Here is a 23,309-nt window from a genome sequence, read left to right on the forward strand (position 1 = left end):
TTGGTTGGATGATCAAGCCGACTACGTTACGGCTGCCCTCACCTGCTCCGCCGGTCCCCAAACCGACGTATCGCGCCCTGGCCGGCCTATCTGCCGGCCAGGCGCGCCCTGCTTACCGCTGCGGGTCCGGGGTGCCCTTGCCAGGGTCCGGGTTGACCTGCTCCATCGGCGGAGCCGGCGACTCCCACTGCGGGCTCTTCATCGTCGAGGCGAAGTCATCGATGACCTTCTGCACCGAGCCACTTTCCGGATTGCGCACCGCCGCGAACATCCGCTCGACAAAGCTGGACGACCCGGTGGTCGGTGCATGCCCTTCCGCCGCGCCCGACCGGCTGTCCCCGGCCTTGTCGGCACCACGGGCCAGTTCGGATAGTTTGCCCCATGTCTCCGGTCCAGCGATACCGTCTGCCTTGATCCCCTCCGCCCGCTGCAGGCCCAGCAGGGCATCGCGGGTGGCCGGGCCGAAGTGGCCGTCGCTGGCCAGCGCCTTGCCGGCCGCATCCTTGTAGCCCAGCGTATTGAGCTGGTCCTGCAGCGCGCTTACGCCGGCGCCATGGGCCCCGACGCGCAAGGTGGCCGGCCGTTCGCCGGCCGCCGCGCGCGCGGGCGCTTCGGCGCTGGCGCCACGGTCGCTGCCGCGCAGCTCGGGCAGCGGGTCGACCTTGCGGCCATCGCGCCACAGTTCGAAGTGCAGATGGGTATCGCCCTGGGCCGGCGTATTGCCGGTACGCCCCATGGTCGCGATCTGCTGGCCCGCCTCCACCCGGTCGCCGTTGCTGACCTGGATCTTGTCCAGATGGAAGTACTTGGTGACCGAGCCGTCGTCGTGGGTGATCCGCACGGTATTGCCTGCGGCCCGATTGTTCGGCGTGACCGTTACCGTGCCACCGGCGAACGCCGCGATCGGGTCGCCGACCTCCCCCTGGATATCGATACCACCGTGGGTGCGCCCGCCGCTGCGCGCGGTGCCGAACTCGCCACGCCCCTCGCGCGGCTTGTCAGCCTCGTTGATGCGGTCATTGCCCGGCGCTGGCCAGGCGATGCCGGCCTCGCGCCGGGTCTCGGGCTCGGCCGGGCGATTGCGCCCGCTCGCCGGCTGCGCCTGCTGGGCGGCCAGCGCTTCGCGGGTCGCCGCATCGGCGTTGCCGCTGGGTGCCAGCGCATTGGCCGCCTGGAAGCTACGGACTGCTTCCTGGGTGTGCTGGCCATAGATCCCGCTGGTGGTCTCCAGCGCGTTGCCCTGGGCGTCACGGAACCCCATCTGGTTCAGCGATTCCTGCAGGGCCCGCACGTCCTCGCCACGCTCACCCCGCTGCAGCACGCCGTCGGCCAGCGGCGCGGCCACTGCCGCGGCGCGGGCGGCCGGCGCCGGTGCCGAGGCGGTGATGCCGCGGTCGGCAATCTCGATGGCGGCGTACTTGGTGTTCCAGTATTGGGTGAAAGAGGTCGCCAGGTCGCGATCGTTCATGTCACGGATCGAGGCAAACGGCTGGCCGGTGACCCGTTCGAAATCGCGCGAGCTGACGTTGCCCAGGATGTTGTTGCGGGTGTCGTCGCGTGAGAATTCGCCGGTGGCGATGGCGCGCTGGATGGAGGCATACCCGCCGCCGCCCTGCTGGTGGGCCAGGTACATGTCCAGCCCGTTGGGCTGGTCGGCCCCGGACAGGAACGCATGGCCGGTCTGCGCCTGGCGGTCGGTGATCTGGGTGCGGTTGCGCGCATACAGCGAGGCGGCCGCCTCGGTGTTGGCGGCCGGATCGAACTCGCGCCCGGTCAGGCCGAATTCGGCGGCCGTGCTCGGGACGAACTGGAACAGGCCCTTGGCACCGCTGCCGGTATTGTGTGCGGTGGCATTGAAGTTGCCGCCGGTTTCGATATAGGCAAACCGCAGGAAATCCTCACGCGGAATCCCACTGCGCTCTGCCTGACGCTCGATGACATCGAGAATCTCGCCTCTGTCGTTGGTGCTGGCCATCATTGGCTCCTCAGATGAAGTGCGGCCACGGGGCCGCAGGACGTCAACCGGACTCGATCCATGAGTCATTTACAGAGCGGTCAACTCGAAAGTTTATCAGGGCTGGTAACGCCCCGCCTTCGCGTTAAAAGTATAGGTCAGGCCATCGGTCGGCCCAAGCTCGCGCAGCTTGCCGGGGCCGGCAATTTCCTTGCCGGCCAGCGCCACGGTCAGCACAGGCAACCCCGAGGCCGATGGCGGGCCAAAGGCCAGCGTGCCGGTGCTCACCGCGCAGGGCATCACCTGGCCCTCGTCGCAGGCGGCCGAATTATCGCTGCCGGCCGCGATCGAGCCCAGGTAGCCCCAGCGACGGAACGACAGCGCGTCCACATTGTCCGGGTCGAACAGGAACAGCGCGAAGGAGGCCGTTGCCACGCCATCGGCGAAGCGCCGCGTCGGCACCGCCAGCACCAGCCGGCCATCCTCGGTCGCCTCGTACTGCGCCTTGCGCGTGGTATCGACCGGATCGCCCTGGTCGTTGGCGCCAAACTCGCCCACGTAGCCGTCGGTCTCCAGTTGCGACCAGGTCGGCTTGGCGGCATCGCCGCCCTGCACGAAGGTGGCCTGGCCGATGGCCACGTGCCCCGGCTCCTCCATCCCGCCCTCCGAACCGGGGCCTTCCTCGCCCTCGGTGCCGGTGGTGAAACCGGTGAAGTAATGCTTGCCCTTCAGATCGAAGGCCAGGCCGTACCAGTAACTCACGATGACCCCGCCATCCACTTCATACGTGAACGCCCCATCGCCGTCACGCTGGTAGATCAGATACAGAATGCTATCGGGAGAGGGCGGCTTGAGCGCAGTCATACCTTGGTCCTTTTGATGTTCCACGGCGGGCTGTGCTCCGACAGCCGCCTTCGACGCACGTGCCGCCGCGTTGCCGTCCTGCTGGCCGCACCCGGCAAGCATAACAACCACCATCGCCGACAGCGCCAATTTTGCCTTTTTCATGCATCCTCCATCGATCGGTGCACCCTGCCCGGCCCGGTCAGCCTCATGCGAAGCGACCCGCGTCCTGTACCGGCGGGGCTGCCTGCGGGGCCGCCTCGCGCTGGCTGATCGCCTGCGTCTGGGCCTCCACACGCTGCTGCCAGGCCAGGCCGGCCTCGGAATTCTGCAGGCTGGCGGTGGCCGCGCGCAGCTCATCGGGATTGCCCGCCCGCGCGCCCTCCAGCAGCCGCGCCGCATGGTCGTGCGGGGTCTCCACGCGAATCGGCTCCGCAGCTTCGGGCGCGGCGAAGGACACCGCGCCGCCGGTGCCATGCGCCTCGCGTGCCTGCTGCGCGCGCGCCGGCTCGCCGGCCGGCAGCGGCCCGCGCATGTGGTCCACCGCATCCTCGATCAGGCCGACGGGGCCACGCACCCCCATCGTCAACCCGCGGCGCAGCGTCTGCACATCGCCACGATAGTTGTCGATCGCGTGCCGCGAGTCGTAAGCGCGCTCGGCAGCGGCCGGGTCCTGCAGCACCGAGCGGTCCGGCTTGCCATCGCCATCGACGGGCAGGAAGTTGTGCATGCTGTGCGAGCCCAGCGAGCGCGCGGCCGCCACCACCGGCAGATCGGGCGTGAGGAAGTCCACGAACCGGTTCTCGAAATACCCCGACTGGTGCAGCACCTTGATTTCCTGCTCCGTCGCGTAGGTCCGCACCTGCCCGTAGTGGCCACTCGCGGCGCTGACCACGTCGGCGGCCATCACATGGTTCACGATGCGGTCGTTGGGGCCCTCGGGAACGCGCCGATCCAGGCTGGCCGCGCCGTACGCATTGAAGGTCTCCCCGCGCAGGTCGTAGTGATGCGCGCTCACCTGGGCCAGCGTGCCGCCCAGCGAATGCCCGGTCACGGTCACTTCCGGCGGATTGACGCTGCTGTAGGTGCGCGCGTACTGCAGCGCCCGGCCGGTCAAGGCCACCGCGTCGTCGGCCTGCGGATTGGTGCGCGCCAGCACCATCGAGCCGTCGGCCACGATGCCGTCTTTCCAGACCTCTTCGGTGCCGCGGTGCGCCACCACCATCTCACCGGAATCCACCTTCTGGTAGATCGTGCCCTGGTAACCGGTGCGCGGATTGTTGGCGTGCTCGATGACCCGGTACTGGGTGCCCTCGATGACGACTTTTTCCTCATCGTCCGGGCCGCGCCGGCCTACCTTGAGATCCTGGTAGGAATGGGCTGCCAGCCCCGCGTACTCCTGTGAGGGAACCGTCATGGGGTCATCTCCCTGGCCGCCAGCGTGACGCTGAAGAATGCCTCGCGCTGGTCCTCGGCCTGACGACCCTGCGCGGAGGCGAGGTCGGCGTTGCCGAACTCACGGAACCCGGCCATCTCGGCACGTGGGTAGTAACCGTTCCAGAAGTAGCGGGTGCGGCTGCCCTGCCCCAGGACGGAGGCCGCTGGCAGATCGGCGACAAAACGCGTGTCGGCCGCATCCTTGCCGGCCTGCAGCACCACGCGCGCCTCGGTCAGCGCCCAATGGCAGACGCCCCGGCCGTAATAGTCCTCGTCGACGATGCCGTCCACGTACACCACCCCGGCATATTCGGTATCGGACACGCGCTTCAGTGCGACCGTCTCATTGCTGGTGATGCTCAGGAACACGCCGGCCAGTTCATCCTTCTGGCCGCACTCGGCTTCGTTGGTGACGTCGTACTGGGCCACCGCGCTGGCGGTGGCGAACGGACCGGGCGCACCGTCCAGCGTCACCCGCACCTCGAAGGCGCGTTGGGGGGCCGGATTGAGCGTGCGCAGCGGCGGCGTGTCATTGGAGGTCTGCAGCGATGCATTCATGGGGACGGCCGTCTTGTTTTGCCCGGTACAGGCAGCGATGGGAAGGATCAGCGCGCAGGCCACGGCAAACTGCTGCATGCGCAGGCGCGAGGATCGTGGCGATTTCTCGATGATCGGCATAGTCATGGCGAGGCGTGATTACCTTGTGATGACATTACGTCGCGTACGCGCTCTGTCCCGCTAGCAGACAGCCGGGAATCTGGTGGGTTACGCGAAGGGAAAGGCACATCGCCGTCCCCAAACGGCGCCATGCAGCGCCAATCATCCCGCGTAGCGGGCAGGTGAAAATGTGATGGTTGCAGCAGATTGCGGCGAGGGCGGCGGGGCCGAGTCTCGGCAGCGGGGTCAAGATAATCCCCAGTCACGCGTGTAACAGCCATCATTGGCTCCATAGGTGAGTGACGGCCGAGGGGGCCGTTGAACGTCAACCGGACTCAATCCTTGAGTCTTTTACAGGGCGGTCAATTCGAAAGTGCATCGGGGCCAGGCCCCGCCTTCGTGTTGAGATCCGAGCTTACCCCATGCCAGTGCGTGAGGCCAAGCCCTTGTAGCGCGGGGGATGTGAAGGCCGTGGGGTCATCGCGGGGTCGGTTGCCACGCCAGCGCTGCTCGGCCGCCCGGTGATTCACAGGCGGGGTCTCGCGCTCAGCGCGACATTACATCAAACGGAAGGCAGCCCTAACGCTTCGGCAGCGCGCATCCTTCGCGTCGAACGGTGCATCCGCTGCCGCATTCTTTCAGCGCGGCCTTTCTATGCCACTCCAGGCTCTTGCGCCCAGCACTGGACCATGTGCTCGCCTGAGGACTGGCCGCAAACACTGCGCAGCCATTGAAAAACGTAAAGACGACGCGGCAAGGTTCGACGCTGATTGAGGCACATTCCGTGAGCGCTCGACCTTCTGCACCTTCCTTCGACTCGCCATCGACCGTCCAGCCGAGGGCTCCACCACTGGTCCTGGCCAGCGCCCCCCAGCGAGTCGCGCCTGCCCGTTGAGTGTCGCCTGCGCCGTGTGCAGGCAGAAGGACTGTGTTGTATTGGACAGTTCCCGGCTGCTGCGCCATGGCCGGACTTCCGCAGCAGAGCAACATCCCTGCCAACGCTGACTTTAGATGCAATTTGCCACTCCATTCGCGTTGATCGCGTGACTGCGCCTGATCCTATGCCCCGTCACTGCCCTGTAGCGCACCCTTGCCGAACAATCCTGCAGTCGCTGCCACAATCATCCATGACCTCCTCTCGAAGCGATTCCAGCGTCTGCGTCTCAGCGTCGTTGCTGATTGCCTTGGTACGGCCCGGGCCCATGGCAATGACGGCGCACGCATTGTAGAACGTGAGATCGGGCACACACTTTCGCCCTCCATTGGCAGAGCACTCGCGGAGCGCCGCCTTCACTGCAGCTCGCCTGTTAGGCTGATTCAAAGCAAACCCAATCGTCTTACGCTCGTCCCCAAACGCTATTGCACCCCAGAAGATCCTCCCGGAAACAGTGTCTCCAACGCCATGACCCGGCAAGTAGACCCTGTTGTAATCAGCTGTACCCGCCTGCTGCGCAACCGCGGGCGTTGACAGCCCGCAGAGGACTACTGTTGCGGCCAGGAAGAAACGTTTCATCATCACGATGGCTTTCATTCACTCAATGCCTCGACCCAAGGGCTTTCGGCACTATATCCGAGACAGGCGAACTACGTCTGAGAACACTTGTCCAGGTTCGACGGATAAGCGAACAAAGGATGGGAACACGAACAGCCTATCGCCGCGCCGGTTCCGCGCAACCTTGGCGAACGATCTCGCAATCCGATCCGCAATCTTCCATGGCCTCCGCCTTGATCGCGTTTAAAACACGCGAACTGTAATCATCGCTTACCCACTTTGCCTTGCCGGGTTTGGCTGCAACAGCCAGGCAAGCGTTGACAAACGTCGTTATTACTTTGCAATTCTTTCCGCCGTTGGCCGCGCAATCCTCCAGCGCCACATCCTCTGCCTCGGCCTTTCCTTTAGTGCCAACGACAAATCCGAGAATCTTACCGTCGCCGGAAGCAAGCGCCCCCAGCGATCGCGCGGGGACGCTCGCACCGTATCACCGACACCATGTGCTGGAAGAAAGACGGTGTTGTACTCAACAGAGCCTGGCTGCTGCGCATTTGCGATGGTAGCTATGGAGGCCAGTGCAACAAATGCCAAAACCTTACCCTTGTACGTACTCTGCATTGGAGCTCTCCCTATTTGCGCGTAGAACGCGGCTGATGCGTAGCGCACTATAGAAAACGAAAGGGTAACGGATCTCAAGCATACCCGTCGCTCCTAGCGCGCTTGCTCCCACCAGGATGCGTTTGGCAGGCGGCGCATCAGCGATGGCGTGACCGTGGCGGCCGTTGGCAAGCATGCGCAGGCATTGGCGATCACGTCGTAAGCAGTGGCCACCCCTCTTGGCACGGCACTCGGTCAACGTCGTCGCACGGGTCTGGCCCCCGCTCCGCACGCTGTGCTGAGCGAACCTTCCACTTCGCTGATTGCTAAACGCCTCAGCGAGCCCTGCCTTCCTGCCGTATCGCTGCGGAACCCGAGACCTGACCGAAGCCAAGGAGACCAGACGGAACTACGCCCGAGGAATTAGGGCTTATGGGCACGCAGTCAACCGCCATCATGACAACTGAAGAGACTGCGACCGCCTTCGCAGCGCGACATGTCGTGAACGGCAGCCGCGCCATCGAGATCCAACTGGCCGGCGCTCCTCGCACCGACACGAGGATCCGGATGCACTTGGGCGTTGCAGTGAACGAGCCAGGCTGTTGGGCGGCTACGCAGCCTGCAAAGCCATTTGCGTTGAGACTCAAGGAAGCGACAGCACACAATGGCTCTACGCCGACTCTCGAGCATCAACTCTCAACGCTTTGGCACGCTGCAACCTTCGCGGATAATCTCACGGTCCGCTACGCCGCAGAGTTTGATGGCTTCTCTTCTGGTCTTGGAGCGGCTCTGTCCAGCATGAGCTCTAAAGGACGCGCCATGCATACCTGTCCCTGCCGCCAAGGCCGCGCAGGAGTCTTTAAATGATCCCGCGACCTCGCAACCAAGACCGCAACCGGATTTTCAGAGCTAAAGGGCACCCGCCTCCCCCTCTTCCTTACCACTAGCGTCATCTTTCCAGCCCCAACTACCGCCCCTTCTCGAGCGCAAGTGCTTCCCAACAGGCCGAAATCGTGTACTGCCCAACGGCCTCATGAGCTGGAAGAACTTGAGTGTTTATGCCGACCTATCGTGCTCGATCCACAAAACGCTCGCCGGACGCCCTCTTGGCCGGCTTATCGATTCTCAGTCGCCTAGGACCTAACTGGCCCCTCAACCTGAAGAAAGACATCGGAGCAATCACCCCGGGGAGCACCGGGCCCATCATCGACCCGGCAAAGCGCATCCTTCGCGGCGAACGGTGCATCCACTTCCGCAATCCTTCAGAGCCTCTTTCCGGTGCCATGCCAAGCTCTTGCCGCCCGCACTTGACCAGGTGCTCGCGTTGGGACCCGCAGCGAAAACCGCACAACCGTTGAAGTACGTAAATACCACCCTGCATGCATCGCCAGAATGGGAGGCACACTCCTTCAACGCCCTCTCCCTGGCGTCGTCCTCTGATTCACCATCAACTGTCCAGCCTAAGGCTCCCTTGTCCGTTCTAGCCAAAGCCCCCCAACGAACTGAATTCGGGCGTTTGGTATCGCCCACCCCGTGTGCAGGGAGGTAAACGCTATTGTATGCAGTTGAACCGGGCTGGGGCTGCTGCGCCGACGCGAATCCGGCGCCGCCAAACGCTACCGCCAAACCGAAAAGTGAAACTGCGATTCTCATGGCGCTCACCCGTATCAATTGTTGATGGCCTTAACTCTCACGTTAGAACGCAGCACTTACGGAATTCCTTGCTGCTTTCCCTTTCCGAGCTTGTCGGAACCGACAAAATCTTGCTGGAAGTCAGACTTCTGGCCAGTGCTGTTACGACCCAAGTTACCGAAGCTAGAGTTAGCCGCAAATGAACCCAGGGTGCCGTTGAAGAACATCGCCGCCATCGGCGGAGACATGACCATCAGCACCGACATCAGCAGGCCAACCCCGCCCTGCTGCACCGCAGCGGAGCTGATGCCCTGACCGAAGCCCAATGCGCCCATTACCCCTCCGACCACAGAGTCGGGGTTGGAAGCGGCATAGTACGCGGCAATCATCAAAGCGGCGGACATCGCGACCACTTTGGTTGCTACAGACACCATGAACGACAGCACCGCCATCGAGAACATGGTGCCAATGCCGTACATCAACCAGCGCTTGAACAATTCCTTGGTCTGGTCAAACAGCAGGCACAGGATGAAGATCGGCGCAAAGCCAACGAACAGCACCAGACCGATCTTGTACAGCAGCAGCATGGCGCCGCCGATCACCGAAGGACCGGCGATACCCACACCGATCAAAGCGGTGGTGCTGGCCTGCTTGTCCGTGTTCTCCTGGTCCCTGACGGTCGGCAACGCATCCATCAGCGTGAAGATGAAACCCATGATCTTCAGGTTTTCATCGATCGCGTCTTCCACCTTGTCGTTCTTGCCGGTCACCACCTTGTGGATTTCCTGCGGGAGCGAATCGGTCAGGAACTTGGTCACATTGGTGCCCGCGAACGACATCGACGTGGCGGCGATGACGATCAGGAACGCACGCAGCGAGCCCACGACCAGGGACATCAGCGATTCACGGCTGCGACCGGTGATGATCATGAAGCCCTGCATCAGCACCCAGAGGGTGAGCAAGGTCAGCGAGACGCCGCTGACCCAGCTGGTGGCGCGGCCGAGCATGTCGCCCTGGAACGACTCGATCTCGCCGTTCACCAGCTCGAAGAGACCAGCGAAGAACGCCCACTGGACAAAGCCAGACGGGTCGAATGGCATAGCGAAGAGCAGCATAAATTTCCCCGATCCCTGTTAGAACGCCGACGCCGCGCCGCTGAGAATGCCCGACAACCCGCCACTGCCGCCGCCCTTGAGCGCATTGCGCGTCAGGGCAATCTGGGTGTTCTGGATATGCTGCACCCGGGCATCGTAGGCGGCCATGTAGGTCTGGTAACGATCGCGATCGTTGTCCATCAACGCGGTGAGTGCCAACAGTTCGTTGGTGTTGTACTCAAGATTGGCGTAGTCGGTGGCAGACAGCTGCCGACGGCGATCCTGGATCTGCTTCAGGCGATCGTAGTTTTCCTTGGAGCGCTCGAACATGCGCATGGAGAAGCGATACTTGGCCAGCTCCGTCTTCGCCATCTCCTGGCACAGTTCCAGCTGGTGCTTGGCCAGCTGGGTATCGGCGCCCTTGACGCACAGGCTCTCCAGCGACATCACCGTCGCACCCGGCTTGGTCTTGTCCAGCTTCTCATCGCCGGTCGGCTCGGCCACCATCGCCGGCGTCTGATCACTCTGACGGCGGCTCATGTTGAGCTTGGTGTTGATGTCCTTGAGCTGGCCAGTGACGGTGCCGTCCTTGCCAAGCCTGTCATCCAGCTTGCGCTGCGTCTTGGAGTCGTTGACCTCCCACGCCGCCATCGCCACGCCGGCGCCCATCAGCGAGGCGATGGCCAGCGACAGGACGATCCACCGGTTGGCCTTCGGCAGCACCGGAGCGTTGCCGAACATGCGGGCCCACGCGTGGTCGAAGTTCAGCGCGGTCTTGCGATTACGAGTTGCCTGGGATGCCATGATCCACCTCCACTAGTCTCTGATCTGGGTTTTACAGCCAATGCATACCGGGATATCAGCGCGTTACGGCCCGTCTGCGCTCGGATCCTTCCTTGCGCTCACTGCCGCCGCGGCCGGATCCCTTGCGATTTGCATAGAACGCTTCCAACCATTGCTCCGGGGTCAGATCGGAGCGGTCAACTTCAAGCCGTTCGGCCTGTTCGCTGACGATCCGATCCATGATTTCGATGTTGTCCGTACTGGCCGAGATCACCGCCAGGGCGTCGTCCATGCCGCGCAGGTTGAGCTGGCAGACGGTGGAGCCGTGGCCCTGCTTGACCAGGAAGCTGCGTGAGCGCTCGTCGAGCTTGACCACCACCTCGAACTCGGCTTCGGTCAGCTTCAGCCCCTCCATGTATTCCTCGCGGGATGCATTGGGGTTGGGCAGCAGGATCAGCGTGGCGGTCTGCTCGATCAGCGCGGCGGAGATGTCGCTGGCCAGCGCATCCTCCGGGCTCTGCGTGGCGAAGATGCCCAGGCCGTTCTGCTTACGGATGGTCTTCTGCTTGTTCTTGGCGAAGTCCTTCAGCGCGCCACCGCCGTCGAGGATCTTCCAGAATTCGTCCATGACGTAGATGAGCGGGCGGCCGTCGATCAGCTCCTCCAGGCGATGCAGGAGGTAGTTGATGACCGGCACGCGCACCTCGACGTTGTCGATTACGTTGGTGTAATCGAAGCCGATGATGTTGGCCTTTTCCAGGTCGATGATGTCCACCGGGTTGTCAAACACCCAGCCGAGCGTGTTGCCGTTGGTCCACTTGCGCATGCGCGCATACAGGCCATCGTCGCCCATGTTGGGCAGGCTCTTCTGGAAGTTGGTCATGGTCCGGAACTGCATGGGCATGTCCAGCATGCTCTCCACGGCGCGGAAGATGTCTTCTTCCTCGCGTGCCGAGTAGGTGACCTTGCCGGCCAGCTCCTTGACCAGGTCGCCCAGGAACTGGACGTTGGCGTCGGTGTTCTCGCACTGGAACGGGTTGAAGCCGGTGGGCTCGCCGTTGTCCAGGGCCAGGTAGTTGCCGCCGCAGGCGCGCACGAAGATCTCCGCGCCGCGGTCCTTGTCGAAGAAGAAGATGGTGGGCGACGGGTCGTACTTCTGCACCTGGCTGAGCAGGAAGTTGATCAACGCCGTCTTACCGGTACCGGACTTGCCGATCACCATGGTGTTGCCGATGGCCTTCTCACCCAGCGAATTCTCGGCCGGGTGGGTGGCGTGGAAATTGAAGTAGTACGGCTGCCCGTTGGTGGTCTGCAGCACGGTCAGGCACTGGCCCCACGGGTTGTTGTCGCGCTTGCCGGTAGCGAAGTTGTGCAGCGGCGACAGGCCCAGGAAGTTCAACGAACTGACATTGGCCACGCGGGTGCGGTACTTCCAGTTGCCCGGCAACTGCGAATAGAAGGAGGAGCAGACCGCCAGGTCTTCCTTGGCCGACACGAAACCGGCGTTGGACAGCTCGGCGCGCGCGGTGGCGAGATTGACCGCCAGCGACTTCTGGTCCTCGGCATACAGCGCCAGGATGAAGTGGTACTCGCCCAGCACGAAGTTGCCGGACGCCACCTGGTCCATGGCGTAATCCATTTCCGAGATCTGGCTGACCGCCTTGTCGCCGGAGGAGATCATCATGCCCTTGGTGCGCTCGAGGATCTTGAGCGCATCCTGTCGGCCCATCGGGCTGAAGGAATGGGTGATGACATACTCGAAATCCAGGTACTTCAGATTGTTGAGGATGCCGGGATAGGTGGCGTCGGTGTATTCCTTGATGTTCAGGATCGCGCCGTAGTGGTTCTTGCCACCGGGTGCGTTGATCACGAAATCGCCCGAGCGGGCGGAGAACATGTGGCGCGACACCGGCAGGTAGTCGTAAACCGGTGCCCGCAGGACGGGCACCGGCTCATCGACCCGGTTCAACAGGTAGCCGAGGAAACTCAGCACCTCCGAGAACACCACGCCGTTCTTTTCCTCGTACATGCCCAACTGGACCGGTGCATAGTCCTTCAGCACCGCTTCCACGTTGCCGGCCAGCTCCATGATCTTGCCTACCGACTGATCCTGCTCGGACTGCAGGCGCTCGATGTTCGTCGACTTCTCGACGAACTTCTTGCCCGACACGATCGGCCGATACAGCATCGTCAGGTACAGCTCGTTCTGCATGATCTTCTCGGAGCTGAGCCGACGGAAATACTCATCCGACAGCTGCTGGTTGAAGACATGCTTGTACGAGCTGCGCAGCTCGACCTTGCCCCGCCGACGGATGTCATGGACCCAGAATGCGACGTTCACAAAATCAGGCGCACGCAGGGTCTGCAACATCCGGTTGAAGGTGTTGTGCTTGTGCTCCAACTCCCATTCCTCACGCCCGACAAACGGCAACCCATCCAGGCGCCAGATGATCAGGAAATCGCCGCCGGTCGTTTTGACGACCGTCGGTGAGACGTGCGAGGAAAGCGGAATGAAATCGGCGATCGGGGTATCTGGGGCCAGCATTGGACTAGTCCGTGGAGGATTCTTCGAGCGACTTGCGGTAGCTGTTGGGTGTGAACACCCACATGCCGTTATGGTGCTTGATGTTCCGTACCTTGGACCGGAACTGCAGGCGCAGTCCGAGCAGGCGGAAGATCATTTCGTCCCGACGTGCCATCTGCCGCATGACCATGATCACCACGGGCAACAGCAGCAGACAGAACATGTCGATGTAGAACGTAAGAAGAATGCACGCGCCCGCTGCCATGGCAAAAGGCAGGTACGGCACGCCCATGAACATGGCCGGGCGCGTGCAACCGCGAAATAACGCGTTCTTATGCATACTGCATCAGGGTTTCCGCAACGACCATGGCGGCCTTGGTCACGTCGTCCGGGAGCAGCATCTTGGCGATCTGGGCAGCGGCACCGATCAGGAAGCCACCGATCAGGACCGGGGCCACGTCGGCGATGCGCTTGTGGGCGAAGGCGATCTGGTAACCGGCGAAGATCACCGCGATGGTGACGACCGCGATCGAGGCGACGTTGAGCAGCGCGTTGACGTTGTCGAAGAACTTGGTGACGCTGCCGGTGGCACCGGTACCGTCCTGGGCCATGGCGATCATCGGCAGCGCGAACAGGCTGACGGCGGCGGTGGCCGAGGAAACGCGGCGGGCGATGGAGGAGAAGTTACGCTTTGCTTCGGTCTTCATGGGTTGAAGTCCCCGTGGTTGTGGAAGGAGAGAACTGCGCTTTACTACATGGCCGGGCATCGGCCGGAGTCGACGTCGAACTAGAACACGAACGCGGCATCCCTTTCGGGGACTCCCGCGGCCGGCGCCTGGTTCGATGTCGGAGAGCGTCGCCCCGCCGCCCCTGAGGGCAGCGTAGCGGGAGAGGCGGCCGACGGCTGTGAAACCGGGGGCGCACCCATGGGTTGGAGCAGGACCGGTGAATCCTCCGAGCCCTGGGCGCCGGCCGCGATGGCCTGCAGCGCCGCCTCCGGACCGGAGCCCCCCTGCCCCATCCGTCGTGCGGGCACGGCGGCAGCCGGATATACCGACTGCGCGCTGGAGGTGGGATAGACGCCGGCGGCCTGGGAGGTCGGATAGACCCCACTGGCCTGCGACTGCGGATACGCCTGGCTGGCGGCGGTGGAGAAGCCGGAGGTGCGGCTGGCCGGGGCGGCGCCGGCGCCACTCAGCGCGGCCTCTTCGATCCGGCGCAGCACGCGGCTGGCGGTGTTTTCCACCGGCACCTGGATGCGGGTCACCGGGGCGCTGCCGCCGCGGTTGCGGATCACCGGGATGGGGCTGCCGCCGGCGGCGGCGACCGAGCCGCGCCAGGAGGTCATCACCTTGTCCACGTAGCCGTGCCGGTAGCCGGTGGTGAAATTGCCCGAGTAGTAGCAACTGAAGGCCTTGCCCCAGTCCTGCTTGGAGCGGCTGTAGCACTCGGCCAGGATGCGCGAACCGGCCTGCAGGTTCGGGCAGACCCCGAAGGCCTTTTCATAGCTGTCCAGGCCCTGCTTCTGCAGGTTGTAGCGGTTGACCTGGGCCAGGCCGAGCGAGAAGTTGTAGCCCTCGCGCTCGAGCATCCTGGTGGTGGACAGCGCCTCGCCCAGGCTCTTGGGCTGGCGGGCCAGACGGCCACCGACCACGCCGATGGCGTAGGGATTGAAAGAGGATTCCACGCGCACCACGTGGTGCATGACCTCTGCCGGCACGGCCAGCTCGGTGCAGGCGGCCAATTCCAGACCTGGCAACATCAGGCATCCCTCCTTCCAGCGGTGCGCGCGGCGATGGCGCGCAACACGAACACGTGCCCGGCGAAGACGGTGGATTGCAGACCGTTCATTCGGCGAGCCCTCGGGTGGGGTCGAAGTCGATCCCGGTGATGAAACGACGGCCGGCATGCGCCTTGATGTGCACCACCACGTCGATGGTGAGCTTCAGCAGGCGCTTGATGACCTCGAACTCCAGGCCGGACCCCTCGTTGGAGGCCTTGACCATCAACGCCAGCTGGTCCCAGGTCTGGGAAGTGCTGCCGGCGTGGCAACTGGTGATCGAGCCGGGGTGGCCGGAGGCGCAGTTGCGGATGAAGTAGAACGACTCATCGCCGCGCAGCTCGGCCAGGATGATGCGGTCCGGCTTCATGCGCAGGCACGCTTCCATGCACGACTTGGCGGTGATGTTGCTGGCGCTCTGCCCGCCCTTGGAATACAGCAGGTGGACCACGTTGGGCTGCGCCAGGAACAGCTCGCGCGCATCTTCGATGGTGACCAGCCGCTCCTGGTGGCCGATGTGGTTGACCAGCGACTTCATGAAGGTGGTCTTGCCGCTACCGGTCGCGCCGGAGACGACGATGTTCTTGTGGTACTGCACCGCCTTCTTGAAGAAGGTGGCGTAATCGCGCTGGGCGCGCAGCTCGACCAGTTCGCGGTCGTGGTCGCTCAGCGTGGGCGCCTGTTCGAGGATCTCGCTGAAGAAGCCGTCGTCCTCGTACTGCTCCAGCGACTTGCCGAAGCGCGCCGGCATACGGATGGTGATCGAGACCCGCCCCGAATCGCAGGCGGGCGGGATCACGAACTGGGCACGCTGCCCGGTCGGGAAGGTCAACGAGACCATCGGGTCGGCATCGGTGATGCGCTGGCCGGTGTTGCTCTCGTTGACCACCGTGGTGCAGAACTGGCGCGCACGCTCGTAGGTGAGCGTGGGCGCTTCAGCCCGGTGCCAGCCGTCGCGGGTTTCCAGGTACAACTCGCCCGGGCGGTTGATGCAGATTTCGGTCACATCCGAAGACTGCATGTGCTCGCCGATTCCCAGTATGTGGTACTGGTAATCCAGGAAGTCGTTGGAGACCTTCGCGACGGTGGCCGATTCGCTGCTCATTACCTTGCCATCACTCAGCGGATCACGGCCGAGAAATCGACGTCGCGGGAGACGTAGACGTTCACGATCGTGCCCTGGTTGATCGTCACGGTGGCCGGGCGCGCCATGTTGCGCTCCATGGCCACGTTGGCCATGCGCTCCATGGTGCGCGCGGTGGCGCTTTCGTACGGGTTCTGCACGACGGCACCGTTGACGTAGGTCGAGGTCTCCGGACCGTTCTCGGCCGCGGCGTACTTGAACGCGTCAGCCAGGATGCTGATCAGCAACGAGGACGCGATGCGCTGGCCCCAATGTGCGTTGTAGTAGCCGGGGTTGCCCGCCGAACCGAGGTTGTCCACGCCCGGGCTCTTCATGTTGACGTCCAGGCCGGTCGGGGTGGTGATGCGATCCCAGACGATGGCCACGCGGTCACCGAGGATGTCATCACCGCCGTAGGAGCCCTGGATCTTCGACCCACGCGGCAGCAGCAGGCGCTTGCCATCCACCGAATACACCGGCTCGGTGACGATGCACGAGGTGTAACCGGGGAAGTCGGAGATCACGCGGGACTGCAGCACGCAGCGGATGTAGGTACCGCGCAGCAGCAGCGTGCTCGGCTTGTACAGCGGCTGGGCGCTGGTCGGGCCATCGGCGGCGCGACGCGGCGGGGCGGCCGGCTGTGCACCGGGCATGCCCGGCATCATCGGGTACTGCGGGCCCATGTCGCCCGCGTTCTCCGCAGCGGCCTGGGCAGCGCCGGCGTCCAGCATGCGACGCTCCAGCAGCGACATCGGGGTCGGCTGACGCGGGCCGACATCGCCCATCAGCATCGGTTCCGGCGAGTCGTCCACCACCGGCAACGGCGGCAGCTGCTCGACCATCTGCGGGGCCTGGGCAATCGGCTGCTCCGGCGGCAGGTCGGGCAGATCGCGCGGTGCGGCCGGGATGACCACCTGTGCGCTGGGGGCCTTCTTGACCGCTTCGTCCTTGGACGACAGGCCACCGGAGAAGATCCAGATGGCCAGGGCGCCCAGGGCCAGCACGATGGCGGCCAGGAAGGCCAGGGCCTTGCGGTTCAGGCGCTGGACGTCGTCGGCACGCAGGTACGGCGATTCGCCATCCAGGTCCGGCTCGGCACCCTGGCCGCGACGGGTATACGGGTTGACATACGGCTCCTGCGCCGGCGACGGGGCGCCAGCCGGTACGGGCTCGTGGTCATGCTCGTTGGGAGGAATCTGATTCACAGCTCCGGCCTCCTGCGCAGGGCGATTGCATTGTCGCCGTGCCGCACGACGAGATAGGCGTAGGTGCCGTGCACCACGATGGTGTCCCCTTCGATGGTGGAGTTGACGATGAACTCCTCGCCCGTCTTGCTGTCACGGGCAAACACCGCGGGGAAATTACCGCTGGGGAAGCGCGAACGGTCGCCCATGCGAAGGTAGGTGAAGCGACGATCGTCATACACCGAGGCCGGCACCAGCCAGGTGGGCTGGCGCTTGCGGTAGGTGTAATCGTAGTTGTAGTAGTAGTCGCGACCGGGCACCACTTCGGTGCTCAGCTCGGAGAAGGCTTCGTCTTCCTTCTTCTCTTCCTGCACGGCAAACAGGGTGTCGGCCGGATAGGTGAAGCGCACCTTGTACTGCACGCCGGAGGACTTGGCGTCTTCCAGGGCCCGCCAGTTGGTGGCCACCACCTTCAGTTCGAAGATGTAGGAATGGGCCGCGGTGCGCACCATCAGGTTGGTGTCCACGTCCACGTTCTTGGGCTTGAGATAGAACACGTTCTCGCGCCGGCTGATCTCCCAGCCGCCGCCGAAGCCGCTGCTGTAGTCCAGGATCTCTTCGTGCGGGCTCAGCTCGATCTGGGTGGTGATCCCCAGGCCGGTGCGCACGGTGTACACCTTGTCGGCGCCGTACTCGTACTCTTCCACGACCTTGGCCGAGGCTGGCAGCGCCAGGCCCGCGATCATCAGCAGAGCCAGGCCGCCGCGCAGGAATGCCTGCATCGGGCTACTCATCGTACAACTCCCCCTTGTTGACTCTGTGCGTTCATCTGTTCGGCCGGCATCGGTGGCAGCCCGGCAGCATTGGGATCCTGGCCAGGCGCGACGCCGGGCATGGCGCCGGGAACGGCACCCGGGACGGCGCCCGGGACAGCACCTGGTGCCGGTGCAGCGCCCGGATAGGCGAGCTGGGCGGCGGCCGGGTCGGCCTGGGCCGGTGCGGCGGCGCTGGCATCAGGACGGTAGGCCACGGCCGCCGGTGCGGTCGGGGTCGGCGCGAAATCGTTGTCCACGCGATAGTTGGTCACGCGGAAGCCCAGCGGGTTGACCAGACGGTCCTCGTCGCTCAGGCGCAGGTTCTTGTCGTAGGTGTATTCCATCGTGGCGATCTTGCTGTCCAGCGGCTGGCTACGACCGTTGCCCTTGTCATACACGGTGCGCTGGAAACGGACGGTGGCGCCGGTCGGGCCACGCCCTTCCCCGCCGCCGATCAGCACGATGCTGAGGATGCGCACGTTGACCGAACGCGAGGCACCGTACAGGCGGAACGGGCGCTCGGGGTTGGTCTCGGCGTGCAGCCCCATGTAGGCCGGGGACACCGCCGGGCCGGCCATGGACAGGGTGGTGCGCCAGTTGCGCTGGCCCACCAGACCCGAGTCGTAGGACTCGCGGGCCAGGATGAACTGCGCCACGTTGCTCTTGTTGATGGCTTCTTCGGCGGTGACGTCGCGGTCGGCGAAGTTGCCGGTCAGGCGCGCGACCGAGGCCGTACCGGTGTACGGATCGGCCATGACCAGGTACGGCACCTTTTCCTTCAACGGCAGGAACAGGAAGTAGCCACCGGCCAGCAGCAGCGACATCAGGATGGCGCTCCAGGCCACCATCCAGGCACGCCGCTCGCTGCGACGGGACCGCTCGGCCAGGGTGATCTCGAAGTTCACCCCCTGGGAGATGGCCTTGTCGATCTCGGGCGAGTTGGTGTTCTTTTTACCGAACATGCGTGCTGCCCCGACTACAGGTCGGTGGCATCGGCGGCCGAAGCCCCCGCTGCCCCCGCAGTGGACGCCGCCGCCACGCTGACGGTGATGCGGGTGTTGTCCACGGTGATCACCACGCCCTGCGGCGCATACGCCGCCGACAGCGCCGCCGCCGCTTCACCGGCACTGGAGGTGCGGATCTTGGCGACCGGCCCGTACAGGGTGTAGTCGTTGGGGTGCTGGTAGGACAGGGTCAGCCCGGTGTCCTTGGCCCAACGCGTGACCAGCCCCTTGAGGGTGCGGTCGACCGGCGCGGCCTGGTAGACGTAGGACTGGTTGAGGGGAATGGCCAGGGTAGTTTCGGACATTCGGTTGACCGGCATCCACTTGCCACGCGGCTCGGAGGCCGGCGGCGTTGCGCACCCGGCAAGCAGGGTGGTCAGGGAGAGTAATGCGACGGCCATCACATTTCTATTCGGCTTACTGCAGTTCACGAAGTCACCGTAGACGAGTTTTTTTTGAATGCAGCAGATCGCTGCCCGACACCCCCCGAAGGGAGCAAGCAGTACGTACCACTACTGGATTTCAGTCTGATGTATGCCGCACAAGCGCGGCCGGACAGGGTTCCCACGCCCTGAAAGGTTCCTGGCGGACCACTGCCCGCTATTGCTTCCCCGTTTGACATCTATCATCTGGAAATTCCTTTTCCGACTACACGTTCGACTGCAACGACCACGAAGCAAACGCTTCATTCCCCAACGAAGCTAGACTGTACCTGCACGGCGGAAGGATACGAGTCGTTCAAGTCCGAAATGTGAAGGGCGTTGCGTGAAGAACAATTCACATCTCAAAAATCTGAGAGACAGCTTCAATCGAAATGGCAATATGCCATGCGAACGAAGTGCGAACAAGCACTGAATACTGTAAGGAAATTCTTACGAGATGTGATGAGCATCAAATTCGGCGTTCGTCATACGATTCTGGCAACATGCGTCTCCCGCCCGCAGGGCCTCCCTGACTTCGACAGGTGTGTAGTGGATCAGACAAGGATGGAAGAGTTCGTCACCAATTCCGCATTGCTTGCGGGACACCTGACGCAACAGTGTGAAAAGGCCGTCGCCGACCAGAAGCAATCGGCCGCCGAGCTCCGCCAGGCGGCCGGTGAGGTGGGGCAAGGCGTCGCCGCCGGCCGCGCCGAGCTGGCGCAGAGCGCGAAAAGCGCGGTGCGCGAGGTGTTGTCGCAGGAAATCCCGGCGGCCGTGGAAGCGATCACCGAATCCGGCGACCGCCTGCGCCAGCTGGCCGACCAGCTGCAGCGCGAGCACGTGTCCGCCGCGGCCGGCATGCGTGCCCTGGCGTGGAAATCGCTGATCGCCATCGCGCTCGGGTCGGCCGCGATCATCGGCGCCACCGCCTACACCGCCTGGAACAACGTGCAGCGTGCCCAGCGCGCGCAGGTGGATGCCCAGGTGCTGGAGGCGCTGCAGCAGGTGTCGATCACCTCGTGTGACGGCACGCCCTGCGTGAAGCTGGCCGACGACCAGCGCCGCTGGAGCAAGAACAACGACTATCTGCTGGTCGATGGCAGCGGCGCCCCGCCCAAGGCCAAGTAGTCCAAACGTGACCCCGTCGCGCCGCCTGCCTGGCGGCGTGGCATCCTCCCTGCCCGCTTAGAAAGCCCGTACGTCCGAGTCGAAGGAATCGCCTTGAACAACCCCCGTATCCTCATCTCCGTCGTGTTGGCGGTGGTCCTGTCCATCGCGGCACTGTACCTCTCCGGCGTGCTGACCCTGCTGTTCCTGGGGCTGGATGCCGGCGCGAGCAAATTCGGCACGTACTACCAGTACGTGAAGAACCTGGACCATCCGCAGGTGATGCGCTATGCCGGACGCATCAAGGCGGCCGGCGCCATTTCCTTCGTGCTGATGTTCATCGCCTGGCTGGCCGCCACGGTGATGATGTACAAGATGCGCAGCCACAGCGACATCCACGGCAAGGCGCGCTTTGCCGGCATGATGGACCTGGCCAGCAAGGGCTTCTTCAAGCAGAAGGACGACGGCATCGTGCTGGGCCAGATGAACGGCAAGCTGTTGCGCCTGACCGGCCAGCAGTTCGTCATCCTGGCCGCCCCGACCCGCTCGGGCAAGGGCGTGGGCGTGGTCATCCCCAACCTGCTGGACTACCGCGAATCGGCGGTGGTGCTGGACATCAAGCAGGAAAACTTCGACCTCACCTCCGGCTGGCGCCAGTCGATCGGCCATGAGATCTACCTGTTCAACCCGTTTGCCGAAGACCGCCGTTCTCACCGCTGGAATGCGCTGACCTACGTCTCCAACGACCCGGCGTTCCGCGTGTCGGACCTGCAGGCGATCGGCGCGATGCTGTACCCCGATGGCGATGACAAGGACAAGTTCTGGACCGGCCAGGCGCGCAACGCCTTCCTCGCCTTCACCCTGTACCTGTTCGAGCAGGCCGAGTCGCTGCCGGGCTCGCCCAAGCCGACCCTGGGCCAGGTGCTGCGGGTGTCCTCCGGCGATGGCACCGAACTCAAGCCGTACCTGCAGAAGATGGCCGAGGCGCCGTTCCTGAGCGCGCAGGCGCGCACCGCCTTCGCCGGCCTGCTGTCGCAGGCGGACGTGACCTTCGCCTCGATCATCGGCTCCTTCCGCGAGCCGCTCAATCCGTGGTTGAACCCGGTACTGGATGCGGCCACCAGCGGCGATGATTTCCGCCTGGACGACGTGCGCCGCAAGCGCATGACCATCTACGTGGGCATCCAGCCGAACAAGCTTGCCGAGAGCCGCCTGATCGTCAACCTGTTCTTCAGCCAGCTGATCAACGTCAACACCAAGACGCTGCCGCAGAACGACAAGGCGCTCAAGCACCAGTGCCTGCTGCTGATGGACGAATTCACCTCGATCGGCCGCGTGGACATCATCTCCAAGGCGGTGTCCTACATGGCCGGCTACAACATCCGCCTGCTGCCGATCATCCAGTCGATGGCGCAGCTGGATGCGGTGTACGGCAAGGAGCTGTCGCGCACGATCATCACCAACCACGCGCTGCAGATCATCTACGCCCCGCGCGAGCAGCAGGATGCCAACGACTATTCGGAAATGCTGGGCTACACCACCGTCCAGCGGCGTTCGCGGACCCGCTCGCATGGCCAGTCCAGCTCGGTCTCGGACAACGAAGTGCTCGAGCGGCGTGCGCTGATGCTGCCCCAGGAACTCAAGGCGATGGGGCCGGACAAGGAAATCGTGCTGTACGAAGGCCTGCCGCACCCGGTGCTGTGCGCCAAGATCAAGTACTACAAGGACAGCTACTTCACCAAGCGCCTGCTTGACAAGGCCGACGTGAAGCCGCTGGTCCTGCAGTAAGCCAACGCCGGCCACTGGCAGGCCAGCCGCGCCCCCTCGCCCCTTCGCCGCAGGCCGGGGCCTGAGCGGGCCTCGGCATGCCGGGCCGGTACGGCACGCGCCCGGCGCAACCCGGGCGCTGCGTGCTGCAGCGCCCTTGCCTCAGCGCTTCACCGGCGGCGCGGGCGCTGCCGCCTGCTGGGCTTCCTCTTCGGCCTGGTACTTGCGCTCGATCGCCGCTTCACGTTCCCGACGCTGGTCGGCACAGCGCTGGCGTGACGAATTCAGGCTGGTCTCGGCGGTCTGGCGTTCGGCGCTGATCGACTGCTGCAGGCTGGCCACCTGCGCGCGAATGCCCGAATCATAGGTGGCGTTGGCCAGGTTCTCGCGCGGGGCCGACAACTGCTGGTTGAGCGCGTCCACCTGGCGCTGGTAGCCGGCGATGCGACCATCGACGGGGCCATAGATGTTCGAACGGGCCGAGGCGGTGCAGTTGCGCTCGGCAATGGCCGCATCGGACAGATCGGTGGAGCGGAACACCGCCTGGCGCGTGGCGACCTCGCTGGAAGAGCGGGTGGCGGCACGGGTGGACCCGAGCTGGACTTCCTTGGCGCCGGCGCCGCAGGGGTTCTGCGCGTACACCGTCTCTCCGTTCTTGCCGGTGCATTTGTACACCTGGGCGTGGGCCTGCCCGGCCAGTGCGCCACCCAGGCACGCCAGTGCCAGGGCCAGCCGCATTGCGTTGTGCATGGCGGTACTCCTTTCCGTCCTGTGGTGCGGCCATTCTTGCCTGACCGGCGGCCGCGCTGCCAGTGTCCGGGCCGGTGGCGGCGCGCGATGGGGCTACCATGTGCGGCTCAACACAGGCGCAGTGACCATCGATGAAGGCTGAAATCAGGATGCGCCGGGCCGTCGGCTCGCACGGCAGCGTGCACGGCATCGACGGGCTGCAGCAGCGCCACGCGGCCGCCCAGACCCTGCCGGCGCTGTTCTGCGAGGACAGCGGCTGCCGCGCGCCCCTGCGCTTCGTGCCAGCCGCCGCCCCTGCCAAGGCCGGCCCGGCCGCGCCCGGTTACCTGCTGCTGGCCAGGGAT

Annotated in this window: 18 protein-coding genes and 2 pseudogenes; 3 read left to right on the plus strand and 17 right to left on the minus strand. The window is 64.4% G+C overall.

Annotated features, from left to right (window positions below):
• Positions 1–112 precede the first annotated feature (112 nt).
• The 16 genes and pseudogenes from RSA25_RS12725 to RSA25_RS12800 form a co-directional block, all read right to left on the minus strand.
• Positions 113–1,975, minus strand: a complete 1,863-nt coding sequence (locus RSA25_RS12725) for a peptidoglycan-binding protein (RefSeq protein WP_332809233.1) — start codon at positions 1,973–1,975, stop codon at positions 113–115.
• A gap of 96 nt (positions 1,976–2,071) precedes the next feature.
• Positions 2,072–2,962 carry a hypothetical protein gene (locus RSA25_RS12730; protein WP_332809234.1) on the minus strand — a complete coding sequence of 297 codons (891 nt, stop codon included), beginning with the start codon at positions 2,960–2,962 and terminating at the stop codon, positions 2,072–2,074.
• Positions 2,963–3,005: 43 nt separating this feature from the next.
• Entirely contained in the window at positions 3,006–4,214 is a 1,209-nt protein-coding gene (locus RSA25_RS12735; RefSeq protein ID WP_332809235.1) for a lipase, read from the minus strand.
• The gene (locus RSA25_RS12740) at positions 4,211–4,792 is read right to left on the minus strand and encodes a hypothetical protein (protein WP_332809236.1); all 582 of its coding nucleotides are present in this window, start codon (positions 4,790–4,792) and stop codon (positions 4,211–4,213) included. Before RSA25_RS12740 ends, RSA25_RS12735 begins: the two co-directional genes overlap by 4 nt.
• Before the next feature lie 1,168 nt (positions 4,793–5,960).
• Positions 5,961–6,422 carry a DUF4189 domain-containing protein gene (locus RSA25_RS12745; RefSeq protein ID WP_332809237.1) on the minus strand — a complete coding sequence of 154 codons (462 nt, stop codon included), beginning with the start codon at positions 6,420–6,422 and terminating at the stop codon, positions 5,961–5,963.
• Positions 6,423–8,689: 2,267 nt separating this feature from the next.
• Positions 8,690–9,727 carry a type IV secretion system protein gene (locus tag RSA25_RS12750; protein ID WP_332809238.1) on the minus strand — a complete coding sequence of 346 codons (1,038 nt, stop codon included), beginning with the start codon at positions 9,725–9,727 and terminating at the stop codon, positions 8,690–8,692.
• Between the two features lie 18 nt (positions 9,728–9,745).
• The gene (locus RSA25_RS12755; RefSeq protein WP_332809239.1) at positions 9,746–10,510 is read right to left on the minus strand and encodes a hypothetical protein; all 765 of its coding nucleotides are present in this window, start codon (positions 10,508–10,510) and stop codon (positions 9,746–9,748) included.
• A 55-nt stretch (positions 10,511–10,565) separates the two neighbouring features.
• Complete coding sequence (locus tag RSA25_RS12760; RefSeq protein ID WP_332809240.1) at positions 10,566–13,034, minus strand: VirB4 family type IV secretion/conjugal transfer ATPase; 2,469 nt, start codon at positions 13,032–13,034, stop codon at positions 10,566–10,568.
• Between the two features lie 4 nt (positions 13,035–13,038).
• A complete protein-coding gene (locus tag RSA25_RS12765) occupies positions 13,039–13,353 on the minus strand; it encodes a VirB3 family type IV secretion system protein (RefSeq protein WP_332809241.1) in 315 nt (104 codons plus the stop codon).
• A complete protein-coding gene (locus RSA25_RS12770; RefSeq protein ID WP_332809242.1) occupies positions 13,346–13,720 on the minus strand; it encodes a TrbC/VirB2 family protein in 375 nt (124 codons plus the stop codon). Before RSA25_RS12770 ends, RSA25_RS12765 begins: the two co-directional genes overlap by 8 nt.
• 584 nt (positions 13,721–14,304) lie before the next feature.
• Positions 14,305–14,775, minus strand: a pseudogene (locus RSA25_RS12775) (lytic transglycosylase domain-containing protein); the annotation flags it as partial.
• Positions 14,776–14,860: 85 nt separating this feature from the next.
• Positions 14,861–15,898: a P-type DNA transfer ATPase VirB11 gene (gene virB11, locus RSA25_RS12780; protein WP_332809243.1), complete on the minus strand. Its 1,038-nt coding sequence runs from the start codon at positions 15,896–15,898 to the stop codon at positions 14,861–14,863.
• 14 nt (positions 15,899–15,912) lie between these two features.
• Positions 15,913–17,121, minus strand: coding sequence for a TrbI/VirB10 family protein (locus RSA25_RS12785; protein WP_332809244.1), 1,209 nt, complete (start codon positions 17,119–17,121; stop codon positions 15,913–15,915).
• A complete protein-coding gene (locus RSA25_RS12790) occupies positions 17,118–17,882 on the minus strand; it encodes a TrbG/VirB9 family P-type conjugative transfer protein (protein WP_332809249.1) in 765 nt (254 codons plus the stop codon). The genes RSA25_RS12785 and RSA25_RS12790 overlap by 4 nt, the downstream gene beginning before the upstream one ends.
• 8 nt (positions 17,883–17,890) lie before the next feature.
• Positions 17,891–18,877, minus strand: a complete 987-nt coding sequence (locus RSA25_RS12795; RefSeq protein ID WP_332809245.1) for a type IV secretion system protein — start codon at positions 18,875–18,877, stop codon at positions 17,891–17,893.
• Between the two features lie 14 nt (positions 18,878–18,891).
• Positions 18,892–19,224 carry a hypothetical protein gene (locus RSA25_RS12800; RefSeq protein WP_332809246.1) on the minus strand — a complete coding sequence of 111 codons (333 nt, stop codon included), beginning with the start codon at positions 19,222–19,224 and terminating at the stop codon, positions 18,892–18,894.
• A 579-nt stretch (positions 19,225–19,803) separates the two neighbouring features.
• Between RSA25_RS12800 and RSA25_RS12805 the strand changes: the two genes are divergently transcribed.
• Both RSA25_RS12805 and RSA25_RS12810 read left to right on the plus strand, forming a co-directional pair.
• Positions 19,804–20,469, plus strand: coding sequence for a hypothetical protein (locus RSA25_RS12805; protein WP_332809247.1), 666 nt, complete (start codon positions 19,804–19,806; stop codon positions 20,467–20,469).
• A gap of 108 nt (positions 20,470–20,577) precedes the next feature.
• Positions 20,578–22,236 (plus strand): type IV secretory system conjugative DNA transfer family protein, encoded by a 1,659-nt coding sequence (locus RSA25_RS12810; protein WP_332809250.1) that lies wholly within the window; start codon positions 20,578–20,580, stop codon positions 22,234–22,236.
• Between the two features lie 141 nt (positions 22,237–22,377).
• Here the strand turns inward: RSA25_RS12810 and RSA25_RS12815 are convergent, their stop codons facing one another.
• On the minus strand, positions 22,378–22,965 hold the full coding sequence (locus tag RSA25_RS12815) for a DUF4124 domain-containing protein (RefSeq protein ID WP_332809248.1): 588 nt from the start codon (positions 22,963–22,965) through the stop codon (positions 22,378–22,380).
• A 149-nt stretch (positions 22,966–23,114) separates the two neighbouring features.
• On the opposite strand from RSA25_RS12815, the pseudogene RSA25_RS12820 reads away from it, so the two are divergent.
• Positions 23,115–23,309, plus strand: a pseudogene (locus tag RSA25_RS12820) (hypothetical protein); the annotation flags it as partial.

Source organism: Stenotrophomonas sp. (assembly GCF_036662295.1).
Taxonomy (GTDB): Bacteria; Pseudomonadota; Gammaproteobacteria; order Xanthomonadales; family Xanthomonadaceae; genus Stenotrophomonas.

Bases quoted from the DNA above. Each gene is read 5' to 3' on its own strand.
- RSA25_RS12755 (WP_332809239.1), bottom strand. From the start codon at position 10,510: ATGGCATCCCAGGCAACTCGTAATCGCAAGACCGCGCTGAACTTCGAC.
- RSA25_RS12745 (WP_332809237.1), bottom strand. From the start codon at position 6,422: ATGAAAGCCATCGTGATGATGAAACGTTTCTTCCTGGCCGCAACAGTA.
- RSA25_RS12770 (WP_332809242.1), bottom strand. From the start codon at position 13,720: ATGAAGACCGAAGCAAAGCGTAACTTCTCCTCCATCGCCCGCCGCGTT.
- RSA25_RS12795 (WP_332809245.1), bottom strand. From the start codon at position 18,877: ATGTTCGGTAAAAAGAACACCAACTCGCCCGAGATCGACAAGGCCATC.
- RSA25_RS12750 (WP_332809238.1), bottom strand. From the start codon at position 9,727: ATGCTGCTCTTCGCTATGCCATTCGACCCGTCTGGCTTTGTCCAGTGG.
- virB11 (WP_332809243.1), bottom strand. From the start codon at position 15,898: ATGAGCAGCGAATCGGCCACCGTCGCGAAGGTCTCCAACGACTTCCTG.
- RSA25_RS12760 (WP_332809240.1), bottom strand. From the start codon at position 13,034: ATGCTGGCCCCAGATACCCCGATCGCCGATTTCATTCCGCTTTCCTCG.
- RSA25_RS12805 (WP_332809247.1), top strand. From the start codon at position 19,804: ATGAGCATCAAATTCGGCGTTCGTCATACGATTCTGGCAACATGCGTC.
- RSA25_RS12765 (WP_332809241.1), bottom strand. From the start codon at position 13,353: ATGCATAAGAACGCGTTATTTCGCGGTTGCACGCGCCCGGCCATGTTC.
- RSA25_RS12800 (WP_332809246.1), bottom strand. From the start codon at position 19,224: ATGTCCGAAACTACCCTGGCCATTCCCCTCAACCAGTCCTACGTCTAC.
- RSA25_RS12815 (WP_332809248.1), bottom strand. From the start codon at position 22,965: ATGCACAACGCAATGCGGCTGGCCCTGGCACTGGCGTGCCTGGGTGGC.
- RSA25_RS12735 (WP_332809235.1), bottom strand. From the start codon at position 4,214: ATGACGGTTCCCTCACAGGAGTACGCGGGGCTGGCAGCCCATTCCTAC.
- RSA25_RS12725 (WP_332809233.1), bottom strand. From the start codon at position 1,975: ATGGCCAGCACCAACGACAGAGGCGAGATTCTCGATGTCATCGAGCGT.
- RSA25_RS12790 (WP_332809249.1), bottom strand. From the start codon at position 17,882: ATGCAGGCATTCCTGCGCGGCGGCCTGGCTCTGCTGATGATCGCGGGC.
- RSA25_RS12740 (WP_332809236.1), bottom strand. From the start codon at position 4,792: ATGAATGCATCGCTGCAGACCTCCAATGACACGCCGCCGCTGCGCACG.
- RSA25_RS12730 (WP_332809234.1), bottom strand. From the start codon at position 2,962: ATGAAAAAGGCAAAATTGGCGCTGTCGGCGATGGTGGTTGTTATGCTT.